The organism is Endozoicomonas sp. G2_1 (genome assembly GCF_017744155.1).
Lineage (GTDB): Bacteria > Pseudomonadota > Gammaproteobacteria > Enterobacterales > Alteromonadaceae > JAGHQT01.
Genome location: NZ_JAGHQT010000002.1, coordinates 352352 through 370459, shown reverse-complemented (window position 1 = coordinate 370459; position 18108 = coordinate 352352). Strand labels below are relative to the sequence as shown.

The 18108-nt window shown below is 43.4% G+C and carries 13 protein-coding genes; 6 read left to right on the top strand and 7 right to left on the bottom strand.

Translation table 11 applies throughout. The features are described 5' to 3' along the window. The first annotated feature begins 2 nt into the window (after positions 1 to 2). The gene (locus tag J7384_RS04715; RefSeq protein WP_209111715.1) at positions 3 to 2432 is read left to right on the top strand and encodes an EAL domain-containing protein; all 2430 of its coding nucleotides are present in this window, start codon (positions 3 to 5) and stop codon (positions 2430 to 2432) included. 261 nt (positions 2433 to 2693) lie between these two features. Here J7384_RS04715 and J7384_RS04710 read toward each other — a convergent pair whose 3' ends face one another. Then, entirely contained in the window at positions 2694 to 4550 is a 1857-nt protein-coding gene (locus J7384_RS04710) for a protein-disulfide reductase DsbD (RefSeq protein WP_209111714.1), read from the bottom strand. Positions 4551 to 4561: 11 nt separating this feature from the next. After that, entirely contained in the window at positions 4562 to 4885 is a 324-nt protein-coding gene (cutA, locus tag J7384_RS04705) for a divalent-cation tolerance protein CutA (RefSeq protein ID WP_209111713.1), read from the bottom strand. Positions 4886 to 5061: 176 nt separating this feature from the next. On the opposite strand from cutA, the gene J7384_RS04700 reads away from it, so the two are divergent. From J7384_RS04700 to groL, 3 genes are all read left to right on the top strand, one after another. Beyond that, positions 5062 to 5622 (top strand): FxsA family protein, encoded by a 561-nt coding sequence (locus J7384_RS04700; protein ID WP_209111712.1) that lies wholly within the window; start codon positions 5062 to 5064, stop codon positions 5620 to 5622. A gap of 121 nt (positions 5623 to 5743) precedes the next feature. Beyond that, a complete protein-coding gene (locus tag J7384_RS04695) occupies positions 5744 to 6034 on the top strand; it encodes a co-chaperone GroES (protein ID WP_209111711.1) in 291 nt (96 codons plus the stop codon). A gap of 91 nt (positions 6035 to 6125) precedes the next feature. After that, positions 6126 to 7778, top strand: a complete 1653-nt coding sequence (gene groL / locus J7384_RS04690; protein WP_209111710.1) for a chaperonin GroEL — start codon at positions 6126 to 6128, stop codon at positions 7776 to 7778. A gap of 166 nt (positions 7779 to 7944) precedes the next feature. On the opposite strand, the gene J7384_RS04685 is transcribed toward groL, so the two are convergent. The 3 genes from J7384_RS04685 to J7384_RS04675 all read right to left on the bottom strand — a co-directional run bounded on the left by J7384_RS04685 (position 7945) and on the right by J7384_RS04675 (position 10980). Next, positions 7945 to 8565 carry a hypothetical protein gene (locus J7384_RS04685; RefSeq protein ID WP_209111709.1) on the bottom strand — a complete coding sequence of 207 codons (621 nt, stop codon included), beginning with the start codon at positions 8563 to 8565 and terminating at the stop codon, positions 7945 to 7947. Between the two features lie 106 nt (positions 8566 to 8671). Further along, the gene (locus J7384_RS04680; protein ID WP_209111708.1) at positions 8672 to 9352 is read right to left on the bottom strand and encodes a response regulator; all 681 of its coding nucleotides are present in this window, start codon (positions 9350 to 9352) and stop codon (positions 8672 to 8674) included. Positions 9353 to 9384: 32 nt separating this feature from the next. Further along, positions 9385 to 10980, bottom strand: coding sequence for an ATP-binding protein (locus J7384_RS04675; RefSeq protein ID WP_209111707.1), 1596 nt, complete (start codon positions 10978 to 10980; stop codon positions 9385 to 9387). A 423-nt stretch (positions 10981 to 11403) separates the two neighbouring features. Here J7384_RS04675 and J7384_RS04670 point away from each other — a divergent pair, with 423 nt between their 5' ends. Both J7384_RS04670 and mrcB read left to right on the top strand, forming a co-directional pair. Beyond that, entirely contained in the window at positions 11404 to 13041 is a 1638-nt protein-coding gene (locus tag J7384_RS04670; RefSeq protein ID WP_247741622.1) for a cytochrome c peroxidase, read from the top strand. 165 nt (positions 13042 to 13206) lie between these two features. Continuing rightward, complete coding sequence (gene mrcB / locus J7384_RS04665) at positions 13207 to 15621, top strand: penicillin-binding protein 1B (protein WP_209111705.1); 2415 nt, start codon at positions 13207 to 13209, stop codon at positions 15619 to 15621. A 65-nt stretch (positions 15622 to 15686) separates the two neighbouring features. On the opposite strand, the gene hemL is transcribed toward mrcB, so the two are convergent. Together hemL and J7384_RS04655 are read right to left on the bottom strand one after the other, a co-directional pair. Further along, positions 15687 to 16967 carry a glutamate-1-semialdehyde 2,1-aminomutase gene (gene hemL, locus J7384_RS04660; protein WP_209111704.1) on the bottom strand — a complete coding sequence of 427 codons (1281 nt, stop codon included), beginning with the start codon at positions 16965 to 16967 and terminating at the stop codon, positions 15687 to 15689. Positions 16968 to 16977: 10 nt separating this feature from the next. Continuing rightward, positions 16978 to 17988: an aspartate carbamoyltransferase gene (locus J7384_RS04655; RefSeq protein WP_247741621.1), complete on the bottom strand. Its 1011-nt coding sequence runs from the start codon at positions 17986 to 17988 to the stop codon at positions 16978 to 16980. Positions 17989 to 18108 lie beyond the last annotated feature (120 nt).

Sequence of the window (18108 nt, the reverse complement as noted above, 5' to 3'; positions counted from 1 at the left end):
CTATGAAAAAAATATTTGTAAGTGTACCCAATAAGTTGATGGCGTTGACCTTGGGAACTCTGCTATTTGTCAGTATTGGTTTTAGTTTGTTGTCTTTGAATCGACTGCAAACTGAATTCGAACTATATCAAGTCGATGCTTTTAAGCAGGGGCAACAACAATTCGACATGCATCAGCATCAATTGACCAGTCAATTGCGAGTTTGGCTAGAGTCTTTTGCTGATATTATGCAATTTCAAAATAGCGATGACTTTGGCAATTTTGCCAGTGTGTTGTCAAAGCAGTTTGATGGACTACAGCTCCACTTAGGTGTTGAAAATCTTTGGTTAGTGAGTAACAAACAAGAAGTTATCTATGCCTCTAGCTATTTGCCTGATTACGCTCAAGTTAGTATTGCTAACGTATTACTGCGGCAAGAACCGATAAGCCAGCTTTATTGTGATACCTTGTGTAAGCAATTTATTGCTGTGCCAGTATTGAATCAAGCAGGCGAAATTGCTGTTGTTGCTTTGACAGCTTCGCTAGCTGATATGTTGTATTCAATGAATAGCGTATTAAAGAGCGATATTGCCATTGTTAGTGTTAATCGCCAGCTATATAGTAAGTTAGCTGATGTTGAGGTTCACTCCAGTTCTAACCCAGCTATTTTCGAACAGATTTTAGCGGGCGAAGACCAAGTTTCACTGCGTGATGTTGAACAAATAGGGCTCAATAAACAAGTCGGTGAGTATTTTTATTTATTCAATTTACTGCCTTTATCAAATGACGGGAAAAAGGCCTATTACTTGGCGATGGTCGGTGATTTAAGTGCTTATAAAGCAGAAAGCGACCAGTATCGTTATCAGTTTTTGCTCTCAGTCTTAGTTATTTTTATTACCTTGATGTCGTTTATTTTCTTCGTCGCCAGTCCATTTACTAAACGCCTGCTGCGTTTGTCTAATGCTTTACCCTTACTCGCTAAGAAAGAGTTCGCCCAGTTCAGAGAAGCAAAAATTGTTCAACAGCGTTTGGTTCACGATGAACTCGATATTGTAACAACGGCTGCTCAATCGCTGAGTTACGAATTAGAACAACTCAATATCGAAGTCGAACAAAAGACCAAAGAGCTTGAAAACATTGCGATGTACGACTTACTCACGGGTTTGCCGAATCGCAATATGCTCAACTATCAATTGCGCAAAACGGTTGCCAAGCTCGGCCGTTATGAAAGCAGTGTTGCGGTCTTGTTTTTAGACCTCGATGACTTTAAAAAGGTCAACGATAGCCACGGTCACAGTGAAGGTGATCGACTATTAATTGAAGCGGCAAATCGCATTCGCTTGAGTATTCGAGAATTTGATCTCGCATGTCGTTTTGGCGGCGATGAATTTGTTGTCATACTAAGCCAAATGAATACCAAACAAGATGCCATTGATGTAGCAGAGCGCATTTTGGCTAACTTTAAAGAGCCAATTCGCATTGGCACCAGTATTTTTTACGTCTCGACCAGCATCGGTTTAGTGTATAGCGAAGAGGTTGGTATTAAAGCTGATGATTTGGTCAGTTTTGCTGACATTGCTATGTATGAAGCTAAAGAACACGGTGGTGGTCAGCTCTTTGTGTATCACGACGATATGTACCAGAGAGTGGCTCAACGAGTCATGTTAGAAGGTGAAGTCAGACAAGCGTTAGCCAAGAATCAATTTAGTTTGAGCCTACAGCCGCAACTAGAAACCAAGAGTAAAAAATTATTTGGTTTTGAAGCCTTATTGCGTTGGCATCATCCTGAACGAGGAATGGTTTCACCCGATGACTTTATTCCTATTCTCGAAAATTCAGAACACATGATTGAATTGGGGTACTGGGTCATTCGTCACAGTGTCGAATTATTAATCGAGCTTAAAGAGCAAGGGTTAGAAGACATTAAAGTCGCGATTAACTTGTCTGCCGATCAGTTTTTAGACCCTAACTTAGCGAATTACTTAATTGGCTTAATGGATGAATTCAGAATCTCAGCGAGTCATTTCGAGTTAGAGTTGACTGAACAGACGCTAGTGAAAGATATCGAACACGCTATCGATGTAATGAAAACGCTCAAAGATATCGGCTTTAGCTTTGCCATTGATGACTTTGGTACAGGTTATTCGTCTTTGGCTTACCTTAAACGGATGCCAGTTGATGTGATCAAAATTGATAAGAGCTTTATCTTCGGCATGTTGGAGAACCACGCCGATTATCAAATCATTATGTCGACTATCGCAATGGTTAAAAACTTAGGGCTAACTGTAGTTGCTGAAGGGGTTGAAACCGGTGCCCAGCTTCGACACTTGCGCTCAAATGATTGTGACATTATCCAAGGCTATTACTTCTCTAAACCAGTACCTGAAGCTGAGTTGGCTGAATTTGTCGATAACCAGTTAATCGACGGTCACTGGAAGACCGAAGCGAAATAATACCGAGCTCCTATAGGCATTTGGTTAATTTATGAGTTTTCGCTGATAACTACTCATTAAGGCTGTTTAAGCGTGAGCGCTAAATATCTCGTTAGTCAAGTTGAGGCTAGTAAGCTCTGGTATAAGAACTCATAAAGCGCTTATGTAATTTAGCGCCACTTAAATAAAAAAAGACAAAGAAAAAAGCGGCTAACACTTGGTGTTAGCCGCTTTTTTGTGTTTGTTAATCAACCCAAAAGCCGATTAACTGTATACTGTACATTACTGATTAAACGTACTGTTAACATGAGCTGCGAATTCATCGGCACCCATAAAGCCCGTCACGCGTTTTAAATCTAATTCGTTGCCGTTTAAGTCAAAGAATAAAATAGACGGTAAGCCAAACACTTCAAAGTGTCCCATAAGCTCGACACTTGATTCTGAGCCTGTATCAGTCAAGTCAATTTGAATTAACACACTGTTAGCTAGTGCTTGTTGCACCTGTGGTGTTGGGAAGGTGTACTTCTCAAATTCCTTACAAGCGATACACCAATCGGCATATAAGTCTAACATCACGGTTTTACCGTTGGCGTTAGCCTCTTTAACCGCTGATTGCAATTCAGCTAAATTAGCCACTTTGGTAAAGTGCTGTTCATGACTTTCGGTTGAGGCTTGGTGTGAACCTGTATTTGGCAATACTGTTTGATACAAAAGATTAGCGCCAAAGAACATCATCACGAAGATAACCATGCTTCTCAGGCCAAACCAGAAGTTCTTAGTGCTATCGCTATTGGCAACGTAGAAGTATGTTGCCGTTGAAAGTATTAACAATGCCCATAAAACATTGGCTGCCGCTGCTGGAATAAAGCGCTCGATTAAGAACACAGGTACCGCTAGTAATAAGAAACCAAAGATGTTTTTAATCACCGTCATCCAGTTACCGGCTTTTGGTAAAATCTTACCACCTGAGCTACCCAAAACTAATAGTGGTAAACCCATACCTAAGCTAAGTGCGTAAAGTGCTGAAGCGCCTAAAACGATATCACCCGACTGCGAAATATAAATTAACGCGCCAGTTAACGGAGCTGTAGTACATGGCGATGCCACTAAGCCTGAGATTGCACCCATAGCAACAACACCTTTGTACGAGCCACTTTTTTGTTGGTTACTCAGGTTGTTTAATTTGTTTTGCCAGCTACTTGGCAGGGCTAAGTTGAAAACACCAAACATTGAAAGCGCTAAGAAAATAAACAAAATACTCAGGGCGATTAATACCGCAGGGTGCTGGAACATCGCTTGGAACTGAGCACCGGCAAGTGCGACGACAACACCTAACAAGGTGTAGGTAATCGCCATACCTTGAACATAGAAAAACGACAAGCTAAACGCGCGCTTAGTGGATAAGTTATCCCCTTGGCCAACAATGATACCGGTTAAAATAGGGTACATTGGGAATACACATGGCGTGAATGAAAGTAACAAGCCACCACCAAAGAAGGCAATTAAGGTAATCCAAACGTTACCACTGGCCAGCATGTCGGCAAGTTTGAACTGTTCGCTACTTTCGCCGCCAGCCGCTGCTTTAGCGTCTGTTGTTTGAGTGGCTGATACTTGCGTTGATTTTTGTTCGCCGGCTAATGCGTTTAATACCGCATCTGAGCTTGCAGTAACGGCCGACAAGTCAATTTTCTTGGTTGTTGGTGGGTAACACAACCCTTTTTCGGCACAGCCTTGGTAGCGAATGCTAATGACACCGTTAGCGTCAGCTTGGTTAATATCAACAACAAACTCTAAACTATCTTTGAAAATTTGCTGAACGCCAAAAAATTCATCTTCGTGCTCAATGCCAGCGGGTAATTCAACTGGTGTAATATCGGCATTTTCAGCACTGATTTTGAATTGGTGGCGATAGAGGTAGTAGCCCTCTTGAATATTAAAGGTTACTTCTAACTTGTCGCGTTTTTGAAAAAAATCAAAAACGAAAGCTTCTTCTAACGTTAAAAATTCATCATCATTGCTAAATAGCGACGACGATGAAGTGTCGAATAACGATTCTTGAGCATAACTTAACTGAGTGCTGGCGAGCTGACTCAAAAGCAGCATGCTGACTAGGCTAAAAAGTCGGACAAAATTTTTCATTCAAATTACTTCTACTGCAACGTTTCGTTTATCCAGTTTAAATACGCGTTATTGCCTTGCTGGATGTTCACAGCAATAACTTCAGGCACATCATAAGGATGTTTTTGTTCGATATATTGCACCAAGTCATCAAATAAGTGGACTTGGCTTTTGATCAGAAGTTGAACTTCGCGATCTTGGTTTATTTCATTTTGCCACATGTAAACAGAGGTGACACCTGCAATCATGTTAACACAAGCGGCAAGCTTTTCTTTGACTAAACCCGTTGCAATATCTCGAGCAACATCTTCATTAGGGCAAGTACACAATATCATTTGGTACTGACTTACTGTCATTTGGCTCGTCCTACTCAAAAACCGAGTGGTTAGTGTCTCAGGTTAATTTGTTAAATGCTATCAAATAGATAGACGAGCCAAGCTAACAGTTAACAAGCCCTGCCTCGCTAACTTGCTTGAAAAAGACCAGAACAGCCCAATATAAGTTTCATAAAAATTAATTTTCAGGCTCAACCATGTTTCGTTTTCTGTTTGTCTTTTTTGTTGTTGTACCAATTATTGAAATTGCTGTCTTGATGCAAGTCGGTAGCTTGCTGGGTACTTGGCCAACGGTCGCGCTAGTTATAATCAGCGCGTGGTTGGGCGCTAAATATGTGCGCCAGCAAGGATTGGCAACATTACAAGCGGTCCAAACCAAGACTGCGCAAGGCGAGATGCCATCAGCGGAAATAGTCACAGGTTTAATGTTACTGATTTCTGGTGTCTTGCTAGTAACGCCTGGCTTTGTCACCGATGCTTTTGGCTTGTCATTGCTTATTCCATCTGTGCGCGCCAAGTTATCGGCTGGTGTTCAACAAGCGTTAGCTAATCAAGCGACCATGTCTGTTCACTCAAGCGGCTTCAATAATACACAGGGGCACAGTGGTTTTCAGTTCCATCAATCGTTTCACAGCCAACAAACCAATCAATTTGACCAAGACGGCTTTCAGCCGGCCGCGAAAGGCCAAGCGGAGCCCAAGTCTAATAAGCAGCATCAAGGCGATGTTTTTGAAGGTGAATATGAGCGAAAAGAGTAAAAATTTTTCCTCGATGACTTGTCTCAAAAAAATTGATCCCCATTTTTAAATCAATCGAATAAATTCGACAGTATTTAACCCTATTTTATTGTAAATAAGTAAAACTCTCAGGAGAGCATAAATGAGCATTCGTCCTTTACACGATCGCGTAATCATTAAGCGTCAAGAAGTAGAATCTAAATCTGCTGGCGGCATTGTATTAACTGGTAGTGCGGCCGAAAAATCAACCCGTGGTGAAGTGGTTGCAGTAGGTAACGGTCGTATTCTTGAAAACGGTGAAGTACGCGCTTTAGACGTTAAAGTTGGTGATCAAGTTATCTTCAACGAAGGTTACGGCATTAAATCAGAAAAAATCGACGGCGAAGAAGTACTTATTCTTAGCGAAAGCGACATCTTAGCAATTGTTGAATAATCACAAATATTATTAGCTATTGCCACGGTAACTGTAGCACAACATGCAGTTACACACGGCAGTAACACAGTAAAATATAGGAATCATTAAAATGGCAGCAAAAGACGTACTATTTGGTAACGATGCACGCGTTAAAATGCTTAACGGTGTTAACGTACTAGCAGACGCAGTAAAAGTAACCTTAGGTCCAAAAGGCCGTAACGTTGTATTAGACAAATCTTTCGGCGGTCCAGCTATCACTAAAGACGGCGTGTCTGTGGCGAAAGAAATCGAACTTGAAGACAAGTTTGAAAACATGGGCGCACAAATGGTGAAAGAAGTTGCGTCAAAAGCAAATGACGAAGCAGGTGACGGTACCACAACCGCCACTGTTTTAGCACAAGCTATTGTTAACGAAGGCTTAAAGTCAATCGCTGCGGGTATGAACCCAATGGATCTTAAGCGCGGTATCGACAAAGCCGTTGTTGCAGCAGTTGAAGAGCTTAAAGCAATTTCTACTGCTTGTGCCGACAACAAAGCGATTGAGCAAGTAGGTACTATTTCTGCAAACGCTGACTCAACTGTTGGTGAAATCATTGCAACAGCAATGGACCGCGTAGGTACTGAAGGCGTTATTACTGTTGAAGAAGGTCAATCGTTAGAAAACGAATTAGACGTTGTTGAAGGTATGCAATTCGACCGCGGCTACTTATCACCTTACTTCATCAACAACCAAGAAAGCGGTGCGGTTGAGTTAGAAAACCCATTCATCTTATTAGTTGATAAAAAAGTATCAAACATTCGCGAATTGCTCGGTACTTTAGAAGCGGTTGCTAAAGCGGGTAAACCATTATTGATCATCGCTGAAGATGTTGAAGGCGAAGCACTTGCAACATTAGTTGTTAACAATATGCGTGGTATTGTTAAAGTTGCTGCTGTTAAAGCTCCGGGCTTTGGCGACCGTCGTAAAGCGATGTTACAAGATATCGCGACATTAACAGCTGGTACTGTAATTTCTGAAGAAATCGGTATGGAATTAGAGAAAGCAACTTTAGAAGACCTAGGTCAAGCTAAGCGCGTTGTTATCTCTAAAGACAACACAACAATCATCGACGGTATTGGTGAAGAAGCAGACATCGAAGCACGCGTTGCTCAAATTCGCGGTCAAATCGAAGATTCAACATCTGACTACGACAAAGAAAAACTTCAAGAGCGCCTTGCTAAGCTAGCTGGCGGTGTTGCGGTAATCAAAGTAGGCGCTGCAACTGAAGTTGAAATGAAAGAGAAGAAAGATCGCGTAGACGACGCCCTGCACGCAACTCGCGCTGCCGTTGAAGAAGGCGTAGTTGCTGGTGGTGGTGTTGCTTTAGTTCGCGTTGCTGAGAAAATCAAAGCGCTTACCGGTGACAACGAAGACCAAAACCACGGTATCAACGTTGCTATCCGCGCAATGGAAGCTCCACTTCGCCAAATCGTTGCTAACTGTGGTGACGAGCCGTCGGTAGTACTTAACGAAGTGCGCAACGGTGAAGGTAACTTCGGTTACAACGCTGGTAACGGCTCATACGGCGACATGTTAGAAATGGGTATCTTAGACCCAGCTAAAGTGACTCGCAGTGCATTACAATTTGCTGCCTCAGTTGCTGGCTTAATGCTAACCACTGAAGCTATGGTTACTGACGCTCCGCAAAAAGACGCTGGTGCACCTGCAATGCCTGATATGGGCGGCATGGGTGGAATGGGCGGCATGCCAGGCATGATGTAATTTCACTGGTTAAAATCGCCATTAGCGGCGTTATTGTTGCGCTCGCATAGAAAACCACCTATGCGTCGCTGACAAAGCCTTGCTACTGACAATTTTTCCGGCGTGAAAGCCATACCAAAAAGCCCGAAGAGAAATCTTCGGGCTTTTTCATTCTGATTGTTTTGTTCTAAATGATGTTTAACCAAGCGCCATAGCAAATTAATACAAAGCCAAGTATTTGTGGTTTTAAACTACCTACTGCAGAATTTATTATTTTTGTTTCTAATGAATTAACTTCTGTTTTGGTTGAAGCTATTTTTTCAGACAGCACAGAGTGTTGCTCATTAATTTTCTCGCTTAGTTCTCTATGGTGATTTTTTAGGTCATCTTTCAACCAGTCTATTTGCTTTTGCAAAACTTCTATATGTTCTTCAATGGTACTCGGGCCTTTGTATCCTCTATTTTTTATATTACTTTCAAAGTTCAGAACGAAGGTATGCTGTTTAGTTACTGTTGTTAGTTTTTTATTGAGCGGAAAGCTTTTTATAATTGCTAAACTATGTGAAACAATGTTGGTCTTTTTAAACAAGCCTAGATTTGAATCTATGTTTAATATGATTATTCCTCCTCCAAGTAACTGGATTGTTGAGGCGTAATATTTATTTATCTGCGTTTCTGGTATGCAGACCAAGCTTAATTCATTGCAAGGTAATAAAATTAGTTGATGGATGAGATAAACAATCAAAAATACCCAAATTAACCAAAACGCTTCATAAGCCCACTTTATTAACGCTTTAAATAGTGTCATAACGATCCTTGTATCTATTATTAGTTGTTTAGAAATAACGCTCTGAAGAGTTTAAGCTCTTTTCTTTACTTTATGCACGTTCAAGTTAAGTTTTGTATGTTAAAAATTAAACCTCAAGCTTATAGCCCAAGCTGTAAACCGAATGTATGAGTTCGTGTTCGGAATTTATATCGTTCAGCTTCTTTCTCAGTTTTTTGATATGGCTGTCGATGGTACGTTCGCTGACAATGCGATGATCGCGGTAGGCGAGATCAATAAGTTGGCTACGAGAGTAGATTCTTCCCGGTTCTTTGGCGAGAATTTCCAGCAAGTTAAACTCTGTTGCAGTTAGGCTAAGTTCAACGCCATAAATCTTAACCTGATGCTTATTGTGGTCAAGTTCGATAGGGTGTTGACGACTCTGATCGTCTTGTTGCTGATTGCTGGGAGTAATACGCCTGAGCACGGTTTTTACTCTAGCAACCACCTCACGAGGTGAGAACGGCTTACAAATGTAATCATCAGCGCCTAGTTCCAAGCCCATTAAGCGATCAATTTCTTCAACTCGAGCAGTCACCATAATAATAGGCACTTGCGAAAACGATCTAATTTCTTTGCACAAGGTTAAACCATCTTTACCCGGTAACATTAAGTCGAGTAACACCATATCAAAGGTATCTCGTTTGAATACATCGATAACGTCTAAACCATCGTGGCACAAAACTGTCTCATAGCCAGCTTGCGATAAGTAGTCTTTTAGCAGCTTAGCAAGTTTTATTTCATCTTCAACAATCAGTACTTTAGCCATATTTTTTGCTACCTTTACTCGCCGGTTAAAGATTATATCAACGGCAGTTTAATCACAATGGCGAGGCCACCTAGTTTACTGTGCTGGGCGGCAATTTCGCCTTGGTGGGCGTGGACAATGTTTTTTGCTAACGCTAAGCCAATACCCAAACCTCCTGTTTTGCGATTGCGGGAGTTTTCAACGCGAAATAGGTGGTCAAAAAGCTGGTCTAGCGCTTCGTTCGGCACGGCCGGCGCACTGTCTGCCAAAGTGATTTCGACAAAATTATTTTTCTTTTCAACAACTAGTGTCAATTCTCCAGGGCTATCAGTATATTTAACAGAGTTAGTTATTAGATTGTCTAGAAGCTGATTAAGCCTAGTTTCATCGGCCCAAATTGTTAGCGCGTGGGTTGGGGTATTGAGCACAAAACTCAATTGCTTTTGTTCAATGAGATATTGATGTCGAGCGGCGTTGAGTTCTATTAGCTCAACAATATTGAGGTTTTGCTTGTGGTAATTTAGCGTGCCTATTTCAGAATTGTTGAGTTCGTTGAGGTCGTTAATCAGTTTTTGTAAGTGATTAACTTCTTCATTAATCGACATTAAGTTAGACAAACTTAGCGTTCTAATACCATCTTCAAACGCTTCTAGTTCGCCTTTTAGAATAGCAAGCGGTGTTCTAAGCTCGTGAGCAATGTCGGCAATCCAGCGTTTGCGCGAGCTTTCGTTTTGCTCTAGTGTTGCTGCCAAGTCATTCAAGTTTCGAGCTAATGTTGCGATTTCATCTTTGCCATTAACCGTAACTCGTGTTGTTAATTGACCTTGGTTGAGCGCGACCAGCGCATTTTTTAGTTCGGTAATCGGCCTGACGAAATGGCGAGATAGCGCAATGGTAATCAGCACCATAAACGCAAATATTGCGCTGAGTATCAAGGCAATATTTTGGCGCAATTCTTGTGCAAAACTTAAATCAAAACTGTCGGTTAAGGTTTGCTGTGGTGTCATTGCGACAAAACCAATAACCTCTTTTTGGTGAGTAATAGGTTGTAGCTTGTCTGTTGCGCGATAGCGACCAATCAGCACCTGTTTGTTTGCATCGAGCAAACTGGGCTTACGTTGAGAAAAGGTCATAGCACGACGATTTTGTTGGTTGGCCGCCAAGCTTATTTCGTTTTGTTGTTGGCGATTTAATTGAGAAGGGGTAGGGCGTGAACGCGCTCTGGGCGGACGCTCGGTCTGCAAATAAGTTAAACCTATATCAAGGTCAGTGGGGTACTGTAGGCCGCGCTCCGACAATATCATCAATAGGCGCCAATCCCGATGATTTATCGAATTTCCTGCTGGTTGCTGTGGTGGACGTTTACGGGCAATACGCTCTCGCTGTCGCAGGCGCTCAACTGGGCGCTGCCTGCTGTGAGATGATCTGTCGAGCTTAGATTGTGCTGTTGTGAGAGTGTACCAACTGCCAGTTTCACTGTAGTAGCGAGCGAGATTTTCAGCCAAAAGAGTTAAGGTTTGCTGCTCTTTTTGATTGATATAGTTGAGTAAACCGCGGTCAAAGCTCAATTGGATTAACCAATACAAAGCGCATAACAACAAAGCACTGGTAAACAGAAGTGCGAGTAGTAGTTTGGTAAAAATGCGCATTATTTCAAAGTCTTGTTAGAGCGATACGGTCAATAGTTAGTCTACACTTATTTTCCTGACTTTTCGCAGTGTTCAATGTATTTGCACAGTTTTTCCTTATTTGTTGCACTTTTTTTCCTTAATCATCGCGTAAGCTAGAAATACCCAAACCACCTCAAGATGCGTGATTCAGCGCTATCACAGGGACTTAATATCAAGGCGCAGCTAGCAGGAATGGTAATTAGCTGCAACGATGAGAGTAAGTTCCTGTGAAGCGCCCGAAGGGTTGGTTTAAAAGACGATTTATGCGGCGTTATTGATTTTAACAAGGGAACAACCATTCTTTGCAATCAATGCCTTGCCTAAATCGCTTTTAATTCCAACTGAACAAGTATATTGAGGTGGTTTGGGTATATTAGTTTTTGTTGTATGGGGAAGGCAATAATGTACTCAATAAATACTTACGCGAAGAAAAATGGTTTTGTGCAAACTAAGTTGGCGGTTTTAGTTACATTAAGTATCGCTATGAGCGCGTGTGGTGGCAGTGGTGAACAAGTTGACCCGATTAGTGTTCCACCACAAAATACACCAGCACCAAGTCCGGCGCCTACTCCTGCACCAACACCGACACCAGCGCCTCCCGTTGAACAGCCTATTTCAGCACTTGACCAAGCGCTGACCGACCTAGTTGAACAACTAGACCTTGATGTTTCACCGATTCAAGGTCGAGAACTTCCTGCCATTGACTCACCAATCGCGCAACTGGGTAAAAAGCTGTTTTTTAGTAAGAGCTTAGGCGGTGCTTTTGATAGCGCTTGTGTTAGTTGTCACCACCCGAGTTTAGGTGGTGCTGATGAACTTAGCTTGCCGATTGGCATTGATGCTATTGAGCCAGATGTACTTGGACAGGGGCGTGTTAACTCAACGGGCTTACCTATTGTGCCACGCAATAGCCCAACGATAGTGAACAGCGCGCTTTGGGACACCAGTTTGTTTTGGGACTCACGGGTTGAAAGCTCAGGCAAAGAGCCTGGACAAAATGGTGCTAGTTCTGCCATTAGCACGCCCGATTCTGGCTTTGGTATCGCTGACATCAATGCGGGCGCGAATCTAGTGGCTGCACAGGCGAGATTTCCGGTGACTTCCAGTGAGGAAATGAAAACCGCGACTTTCGAAGCGGGCAACAGTAATCAACAAATTCGCCATCATTTGGCTGCTCGCCTTGGCGATTATGACATTGGCGCAGGAGAGCTGGCGTTAAGTGCGTGGCTAGAGGCGTTTCAACAGGGCTTTAACAGTAGCGATGGTGCAGAGCAGTTAATTACTTTTGATAACATTGCCCATGCTCTTGCTGAATATGAGCGCTCAATGGTTTTCGTTGACTCGCCTTGGCAGAACTATTTAGCAGGGAATCTCAACGCACTGACCGATGAACAAAAACAAGGTGCTTTGCTGTTTTTTCAAGGGCCTGAGCAAGGTGGTGCTGGCTGCGCGGCATGTCACAATGGCCCGCTGTTTAGTGACGGTCAACACCACACGGTGGCATTTCCACAAATTGGTCCGGGGAAAGGAGACGGCATTAGTGGTGACGATGACTTTGGCCGTGAGCGGGTCACAGGTAATACTGATGATCGCTATCGCTTTAGAACTCCGAGTTTGCTTAATATTGCCTTAACTGCACCTTATGGTCACGCAGGTAGTTACGATTCATTGACTCGTGTCGTTCGCCATTACAATAACCCTGGGCAAAGTGCTCAAAACTATGCGCAAGATGCAGGTTGGTGTGAGCTTGAGCAGTTTGAATCGGTCACAGCATGTCAGGACCTGTACCCAAACACGTTAACTCATGCCCAATCAGCAGCGGCTAAACTCGGTCAAGAGCGCAGAAATGGCACCTCGAGATTACCGCAAATTAACCTCAACAATGACGAAGTGGCGCAGTTGGTGGCATTTTTAACTAGCTTAACAGACCCATGTTTAACCGATAGAGCTTGTCTTGCGCCTTGGATCGCCGATGCTAATAGCGATGACCCCGACGGCCAATTACTGATTGCCACTGATATTAACGGAGAAGCTTTATAAAACGTTTAAATAGCTGAGTCACTGTCTCGAACAAGCGCTAATTATCTGGTGATAGTTAGCGTTTTTTCTTGTTAGAATAGCCTTCAGTATCTCGCGATATTGTGCAATCGTTAAAGGCTGTTTATAGATGGTCGTTTTATGGTCTTGTTTTGAAGGTATAGTCGGGTGACAAAAGAAAGTAAGGGCAAAGCAGCCAGTAAAGAAAAAGCTAAAGGAAATCGTCAAACGACGGCTAAAGCAAAACAAGCCGCTAAAACTAAAACAAGTGCAACCAAAGCACGCTTTGGCCTGCCGCCAGGCTGGTTACGCAGAACCAGTTGGTTTTTAGTCAAACTGACCCTAATTGTCATTGTTGTGCTCGCAGCGTACACAGTTTACCTCGATGCCAAGGTCAGAACCAAGTTTGAAGGTCAGCGCTGGAAAATCCCCGTTCAGGTATATGGTTATGTACCGATATTCGAGCGCAGTGACAGCATTTCGTTAAACAAGCTTGCCAAACAATTAAAGCTGTCGGGCTATCGCAAGGTTAGTCGAGTGCAAACACCGGGGGAATTTGCCCAATCATCGAAGCGTTTAATTGTCTATCGACGCGCGTTTGATTTTGGAGAAGGTCTGACTCCAGCCAGTAAAGTCACCATTGACGCCAGTGCAGGACGCGTTACTCGTTTACACCAAAGCAATAGCGATACTGGATTAGAACAAGAGGTGAGTCGCGTTCGTCTCGAACCTGCTTTGATTGACCGTATCGTTCCTGAAAATAAAGAAGATCGCGTGTTACTGGCACTTGAAGTTGTGCCTGAACGCTTAATGGATACCTTGTTATTGGTGGAAGACCGAGATTTTTACTTTCATCACGGGGTCTCTCCGCTGGGGATTATTCGCGCCTTATTTGCCAATATTAAAGCTGGGCGAACCGTTCAAGGTGGCAGCACCTTAACTCAGCAGTTGGTTAAAAATATGTTTTTAACTCGAGAAAAAACGCTGATCCGCAAGTTCAATGAAGCTTTGATGGCGTTAATCCTCGAGTATCGCTACAGCAAAGACCAATTACTCGAAGCTTACATTAACGAAGTGTACTTGGGGCAACACTACGCCAATGGTATTTACGGTTTTGGTTTGGCCGCCGAATTTTACTTTGGCAAACAAATTAGTGAATTAAGCCCTGCGCAAATGGCAACTTTGATTGGTCAGGTGAAAGGACCGAGTTATTACGATCCTTGGCGCTTTCCCGAGCGCGCGAAAAAGCGTCGTGACTTGATTTTAGGCCTGATGTTTGAACACCATTTATTGTCACGCGCTGAATTTGAACAAGCAATTTACAGCCAGTTGTCGGTGCGAAAAAACAGACGTTTGCGCAAACAAAACTTCCCTGATTATTTGCAGTTAGTCAAACGCGAGTTAGCGGAAATTCTGCCGGCAGATATGCAGCAAACTGGCATTAAAGTGTTTACCGGCTTTGATATCGCTAGCCAACACACGTTAACCAATACGGTTGATAAACAGCTGGCGAGTTTAGAGAAAAAATACAAACAGCAAGATTTGCAAGCGGCGATGCTAGTAACCGATATTGATAGCGGTGAAATTCGAGCCTTGGTTGGTGGTAAAGCGCTTGGTTATGCCGGCTTTAACCGTGCGTTAAACGCAAAAAGGCCAGTTGGTTCCTTGGTTAAGCCAATTGTCTATTTGGCAGCACTTGAACGTTACGAGCAATACAATTTAGCAACACCGTTGGCCGACAAACCGATCACACTGAGCAGTGAGCAAGGGCAAAAGTGGCAACCGAAAAATTACGATGGCGAATATCGCGGCCAAGTAACTCTACTCGATGGCCTCGTCAATTCAATTAATATTCCTACTGTTAATCTCGGTATGCAGCTCGGTTTAAACCGCGTTGCCGACGCTTTTCATTTACTGGGTTATCAAGACGATATTAACTTGCAGCCATCAATGTTGTTGGGCGCTATTAATATGTCGCCGCTTGAAATTAATCAGCTTTATTTACCACTGGCTGCGAATGGCTTGTATCGACAAAGTCATGCCATCAATAAAGTGGTGCAAGCAAACGGCGAATTGCTGTGGCAGTTTAGCCAGCCGACCCGTTATGTCTTATCGAGCCAAGCAACGTATTTAACCCGATACGCGATGCAAGAAGTAGTTAAACGAGGCACGGCTAAGTCGCTAACTTGGCGTTTAGCAACACCAAGTGTTGCCGGTAAAACCGGTACCAGTAATGAACAGCGTGACAGCTGGTTTATTGGTTTTGATAACGAGATTGTTGTCACTACTTGGCTCGGTAAAGACAACAACCAAGAAACGCCAATAACTGGTAGTAGCGGCGCGTTAGTGTTGTTTGCCGACTTTATGAAAAAACACGGCGTAAGTGAACTACACGACGAATTACCCGATGGTATTCAACAAACCTGGTTTGCGGTTGATAGTGGTCAAGCGTTTAGCAGTGAATGCCAAGGCAGCGTGCGTTATCCAGCGATTAGTGCGGGCGTCATCAATACTAAGGTATGTCAGGAAGAGCGCGTAGTTGCTAAGAAAAAATCTTGGTTAGAGCGTTTGTTTGGTGGGTGATTTTTAATATTACTAATCTATAGAAAGAAAGGGGCTATAAAGCCCCTTTCTTTTACTCTGTTTGCTTATAACTGAGCGAAACAGCGATCGGCTGCTGCTAAGGTTTGCTCAATAATGTCATCAGTGTGAGCGGTTGACAAAAAGCTCGCTTCAAATGACGATGGTGCTAAGTAAACGCCTTCTTCTAGCATTAGGTGGAAGAAGCGTTTGAATTTCTCGCCATCACATGCCATTGCTTGTTTAAAACTAGTCACGGTTTCTTCTTCGGTGAAGAAAAAGCCAAACATGGCGCCAACGTAATTAATCGTCAATGGCACGCCGTGCTTATCTGCCGCTGTTTTAAAGCCTTTGGCCAGTTTCTCAGTTGCTGCTGATAACTGTTCGTGCTTGTTACCTTGGGCCAGTTCGTTTAATGATGCTAAACCCGCGCTCATTGCCAGTGGGTTGCCCGATAAAGTTCCGCCTTGATAAACTGGACCAACCGGCGCTATGTAATCCATAATTTCTGCTTTACCGCCAAAAGCGCCTACTGGCATACCGCCGCCAATCACTTTACCTAAAGTGGTTAAATCAGGCGTAATGCCGTAGTGAGCTTGTGCGCCACCTAAGGCAACGCGGAAACCCGTCATCACCTCGTCGAGAATTAAGACGCTGCCATATTGATCACAAACTTCACGCAAACCTTCCAAGAAGCCTGCGACAGGTGGAATACAGTTCATGTTACCTGCGACTGGCTCGACAATAATACAGGCAATGTCATCGCCGCACTCGGCAAATACTTGCTTTACTTCGTCGATGTTGTTGTAGCTTACGGTCAGGGTGTGTTTAGCGAAATCTTCAGGAATACCCGGTGAACTTGGTACGCCTAGGGTCAAAGCGCCAGAGCCTGCTTTTACTAGCAATGAGTCAGCGTGGCCGTGGTAACAACCTTCAAACTTCAAAATTTTGTTGCGATTGGTGTAACCACGAGCTAGGCGAATTGCACTCATGGTCGCTTCTGTACCCGAGTTTACCATGCGCAGTTTTTCCATCGACGGCACTAATTCACGTACTTTTTCGGCAATGGTGATCTCGATTTCGGTTGGCGCACCAAAGCTCAAGCCATTTTGTGCGGCTTCGATAACGGCATTGCGAATCACTGGGTGATTGTGACCTAAAATCATTGGCCCCCATGAGCCGACATAGTCGATATAGGCGTTGTCGTCAGCGTCAAAAATGTGAGCGCCGTCAGCGCGTTTAATAAAACAAGGAGTACCACCAACGCCGTTAAAAGCGCGCACTGGCGAGTTTACACCGCCAGGAATAATCGTTTTGGCGTTTTCAAATAATTGAGCAGAGTGTTGCATAAGGTTAGCCTTAATATTTGTTGCTATACCAGGTAATTGGTTTTTCGTATTGAGTTAATTTGTCTTCAACCCCTAAGGTTAAAGCGAATAACGCCATTCTTACTAAGACGCCGTTTTGCGCCTGACGGAAAATAGCGAGGTTGTCTAAATCGTTTAAATCTGTGTCTAGCTCATTTGCTTCAGGGCGTGAATCGCGCGGCAATGGGTGCATGATCACGGTATGGTTTTTACAGTACTGCTGATAAACATGGCGATTTAAACTAAAGTGGCCACGATACAAATCAGCTTCATCTTGACTGGCGAAGCGTTCTTGCTGGATGCGAGTTTGATAAATCACATCACAGGCAAGGTTGTCTTCAATGGTATCGGTAATTTCAACCTGGTGACCAGCGTTAACTAGCGTATCGACGACATTTGTTGGCATTTGCAGTGCTTTTGGCGAAATCATTGTCACTTTAACATTGTCGTAAAGGCTCAACAGTTTCGATAGTGAATGTACGGTGCGGCCGTGTTTAAGATCACCCATCAGTACGATATTCAAGCCGTCTAAACCTTTTTGATACGGGGCCATTTCCGATTTTATGGTAAACAAATCGAGTAGCGCTTGAGTAGGGTGCTCGTTAGCGCCGTCACCACCGTTGATGACAGGGACATTGCTGCCCTTGGCAAACTCAGCGACTGAGTGCATTTGCGGATGACGCATGGTGATAACATCGGAATAACCGCTAATTACTTGCGCGGTGTCATAGAGTGATTCACCTTTGCTCAGTGACGAGTTTTCTTCGCCTACTGTTTCGCGGACAAAACCACCTAGCAGGTTAAACGCGGTACCAAAACTAACTCGCGTACGCGTACTTGGCTCAAAGAACAAACTGTTTAAGATGGCGCCGTCGAGTACATGACAACGTTTTTGTCTGGCGGCATACGGGGCCATTTGCGCAGATACGTCTAAAATTCGACTGATGGCATCGCGATCAAACTGCGATACCGACAAAATATGACTACCTTGAAATGTCATCATTTGAAGTTACCTATTGCAACTGCACACGGGCGATTAAGCCTTTGTTTAGTCGCTGAGAATGGAGCTAATTTTGCTGCCGGAATATAGCACAAATTGCCACCATTCCCTAGTCTTGTTCGC

Bases quoted from the DNA above. Each gene is read 5' to 3' on its own strand.
- J7384_RS04680 (WP_209111708.1), bottom strand. From the start codon at position 9,352: ATGGCTAAAGTACTGATTGTTGAAGATGAAATAAAACTTGCTAAGCTG.
- J7384_RS04655 (WP_247741621.1), bottom strand. From the start codon at position 17,988: ATGATGACATTTCAAGGTAGTCATATTTTGTCGGTATCGCAGTTTGAT.
- groL (WP_209111710.1), top strand. From the start codon at position 6,126: ATGGCAGCAAAAGACGTACTATTTGGTAACGATGCACGCGTTAAAATG.
- J7384_RS04700 (WP_209111712.1), top strand. From the start codon at position 5,062: ATGTTTCGTTTTCTGTTTGTCTTTTTTGTTGTTGTACCAATTATTGAA.
- J7384_RS04685 (WP_209111709.1), bottom strand. From the start codon at position 8,565: ATGACACTATTTAAAGCGTTAATAAAGTGGGCTTATGAAGCGTTTTGG.
- cutA (WP_209111713.1), bottom strand. From the start codon at position 4,885: ATGACAGTAAGTCAGTACCAAATGATATTGTGTACTTGCCCTAATGAA.
- J7384_RS04670 (WP_247741622.1), top strand. From the start codon at position 11,404: ATGTACTCAATAAATACTTACGCGAAGAAAAATGGTTTTGTGCAAACT.
- J7384_RS04675 (WP_209111707.1), bottom strand. From the start codon at position 10,980: ATGCGCATTTTTACCAAACTACTACTCGCACTTCTGTTTACCAGTGCT.
- J7384_RS04715 (WP_209111715.1), top strand. From the start codon at position 3: ATGAAAAAAATATTTGTAAGTGTACCCAATAAGTTGATGGCGTTGACC.
- hemL (WP_209111704.1), bottom strand. From the start codon at position 16,967: ATGCAACACTCTGCTCAATTATTTGAAAACGCCAAAACGATTATTCCT.
- J7384_RS04710 (WP_209111714.1), bottom strand. From the start codon at position 4,550: ATGAAAAATTTTGTCCGACTTTTTAGCCTAGTCAGCATGCTGCTTTTG.
- J7384_RS04695 (WP_209111711.1), top strand. From the start codon at position 5,744: ATGAGCATTCGTCCTTTACACGATCGCGTAATCATTAAGCGTCAAGAA.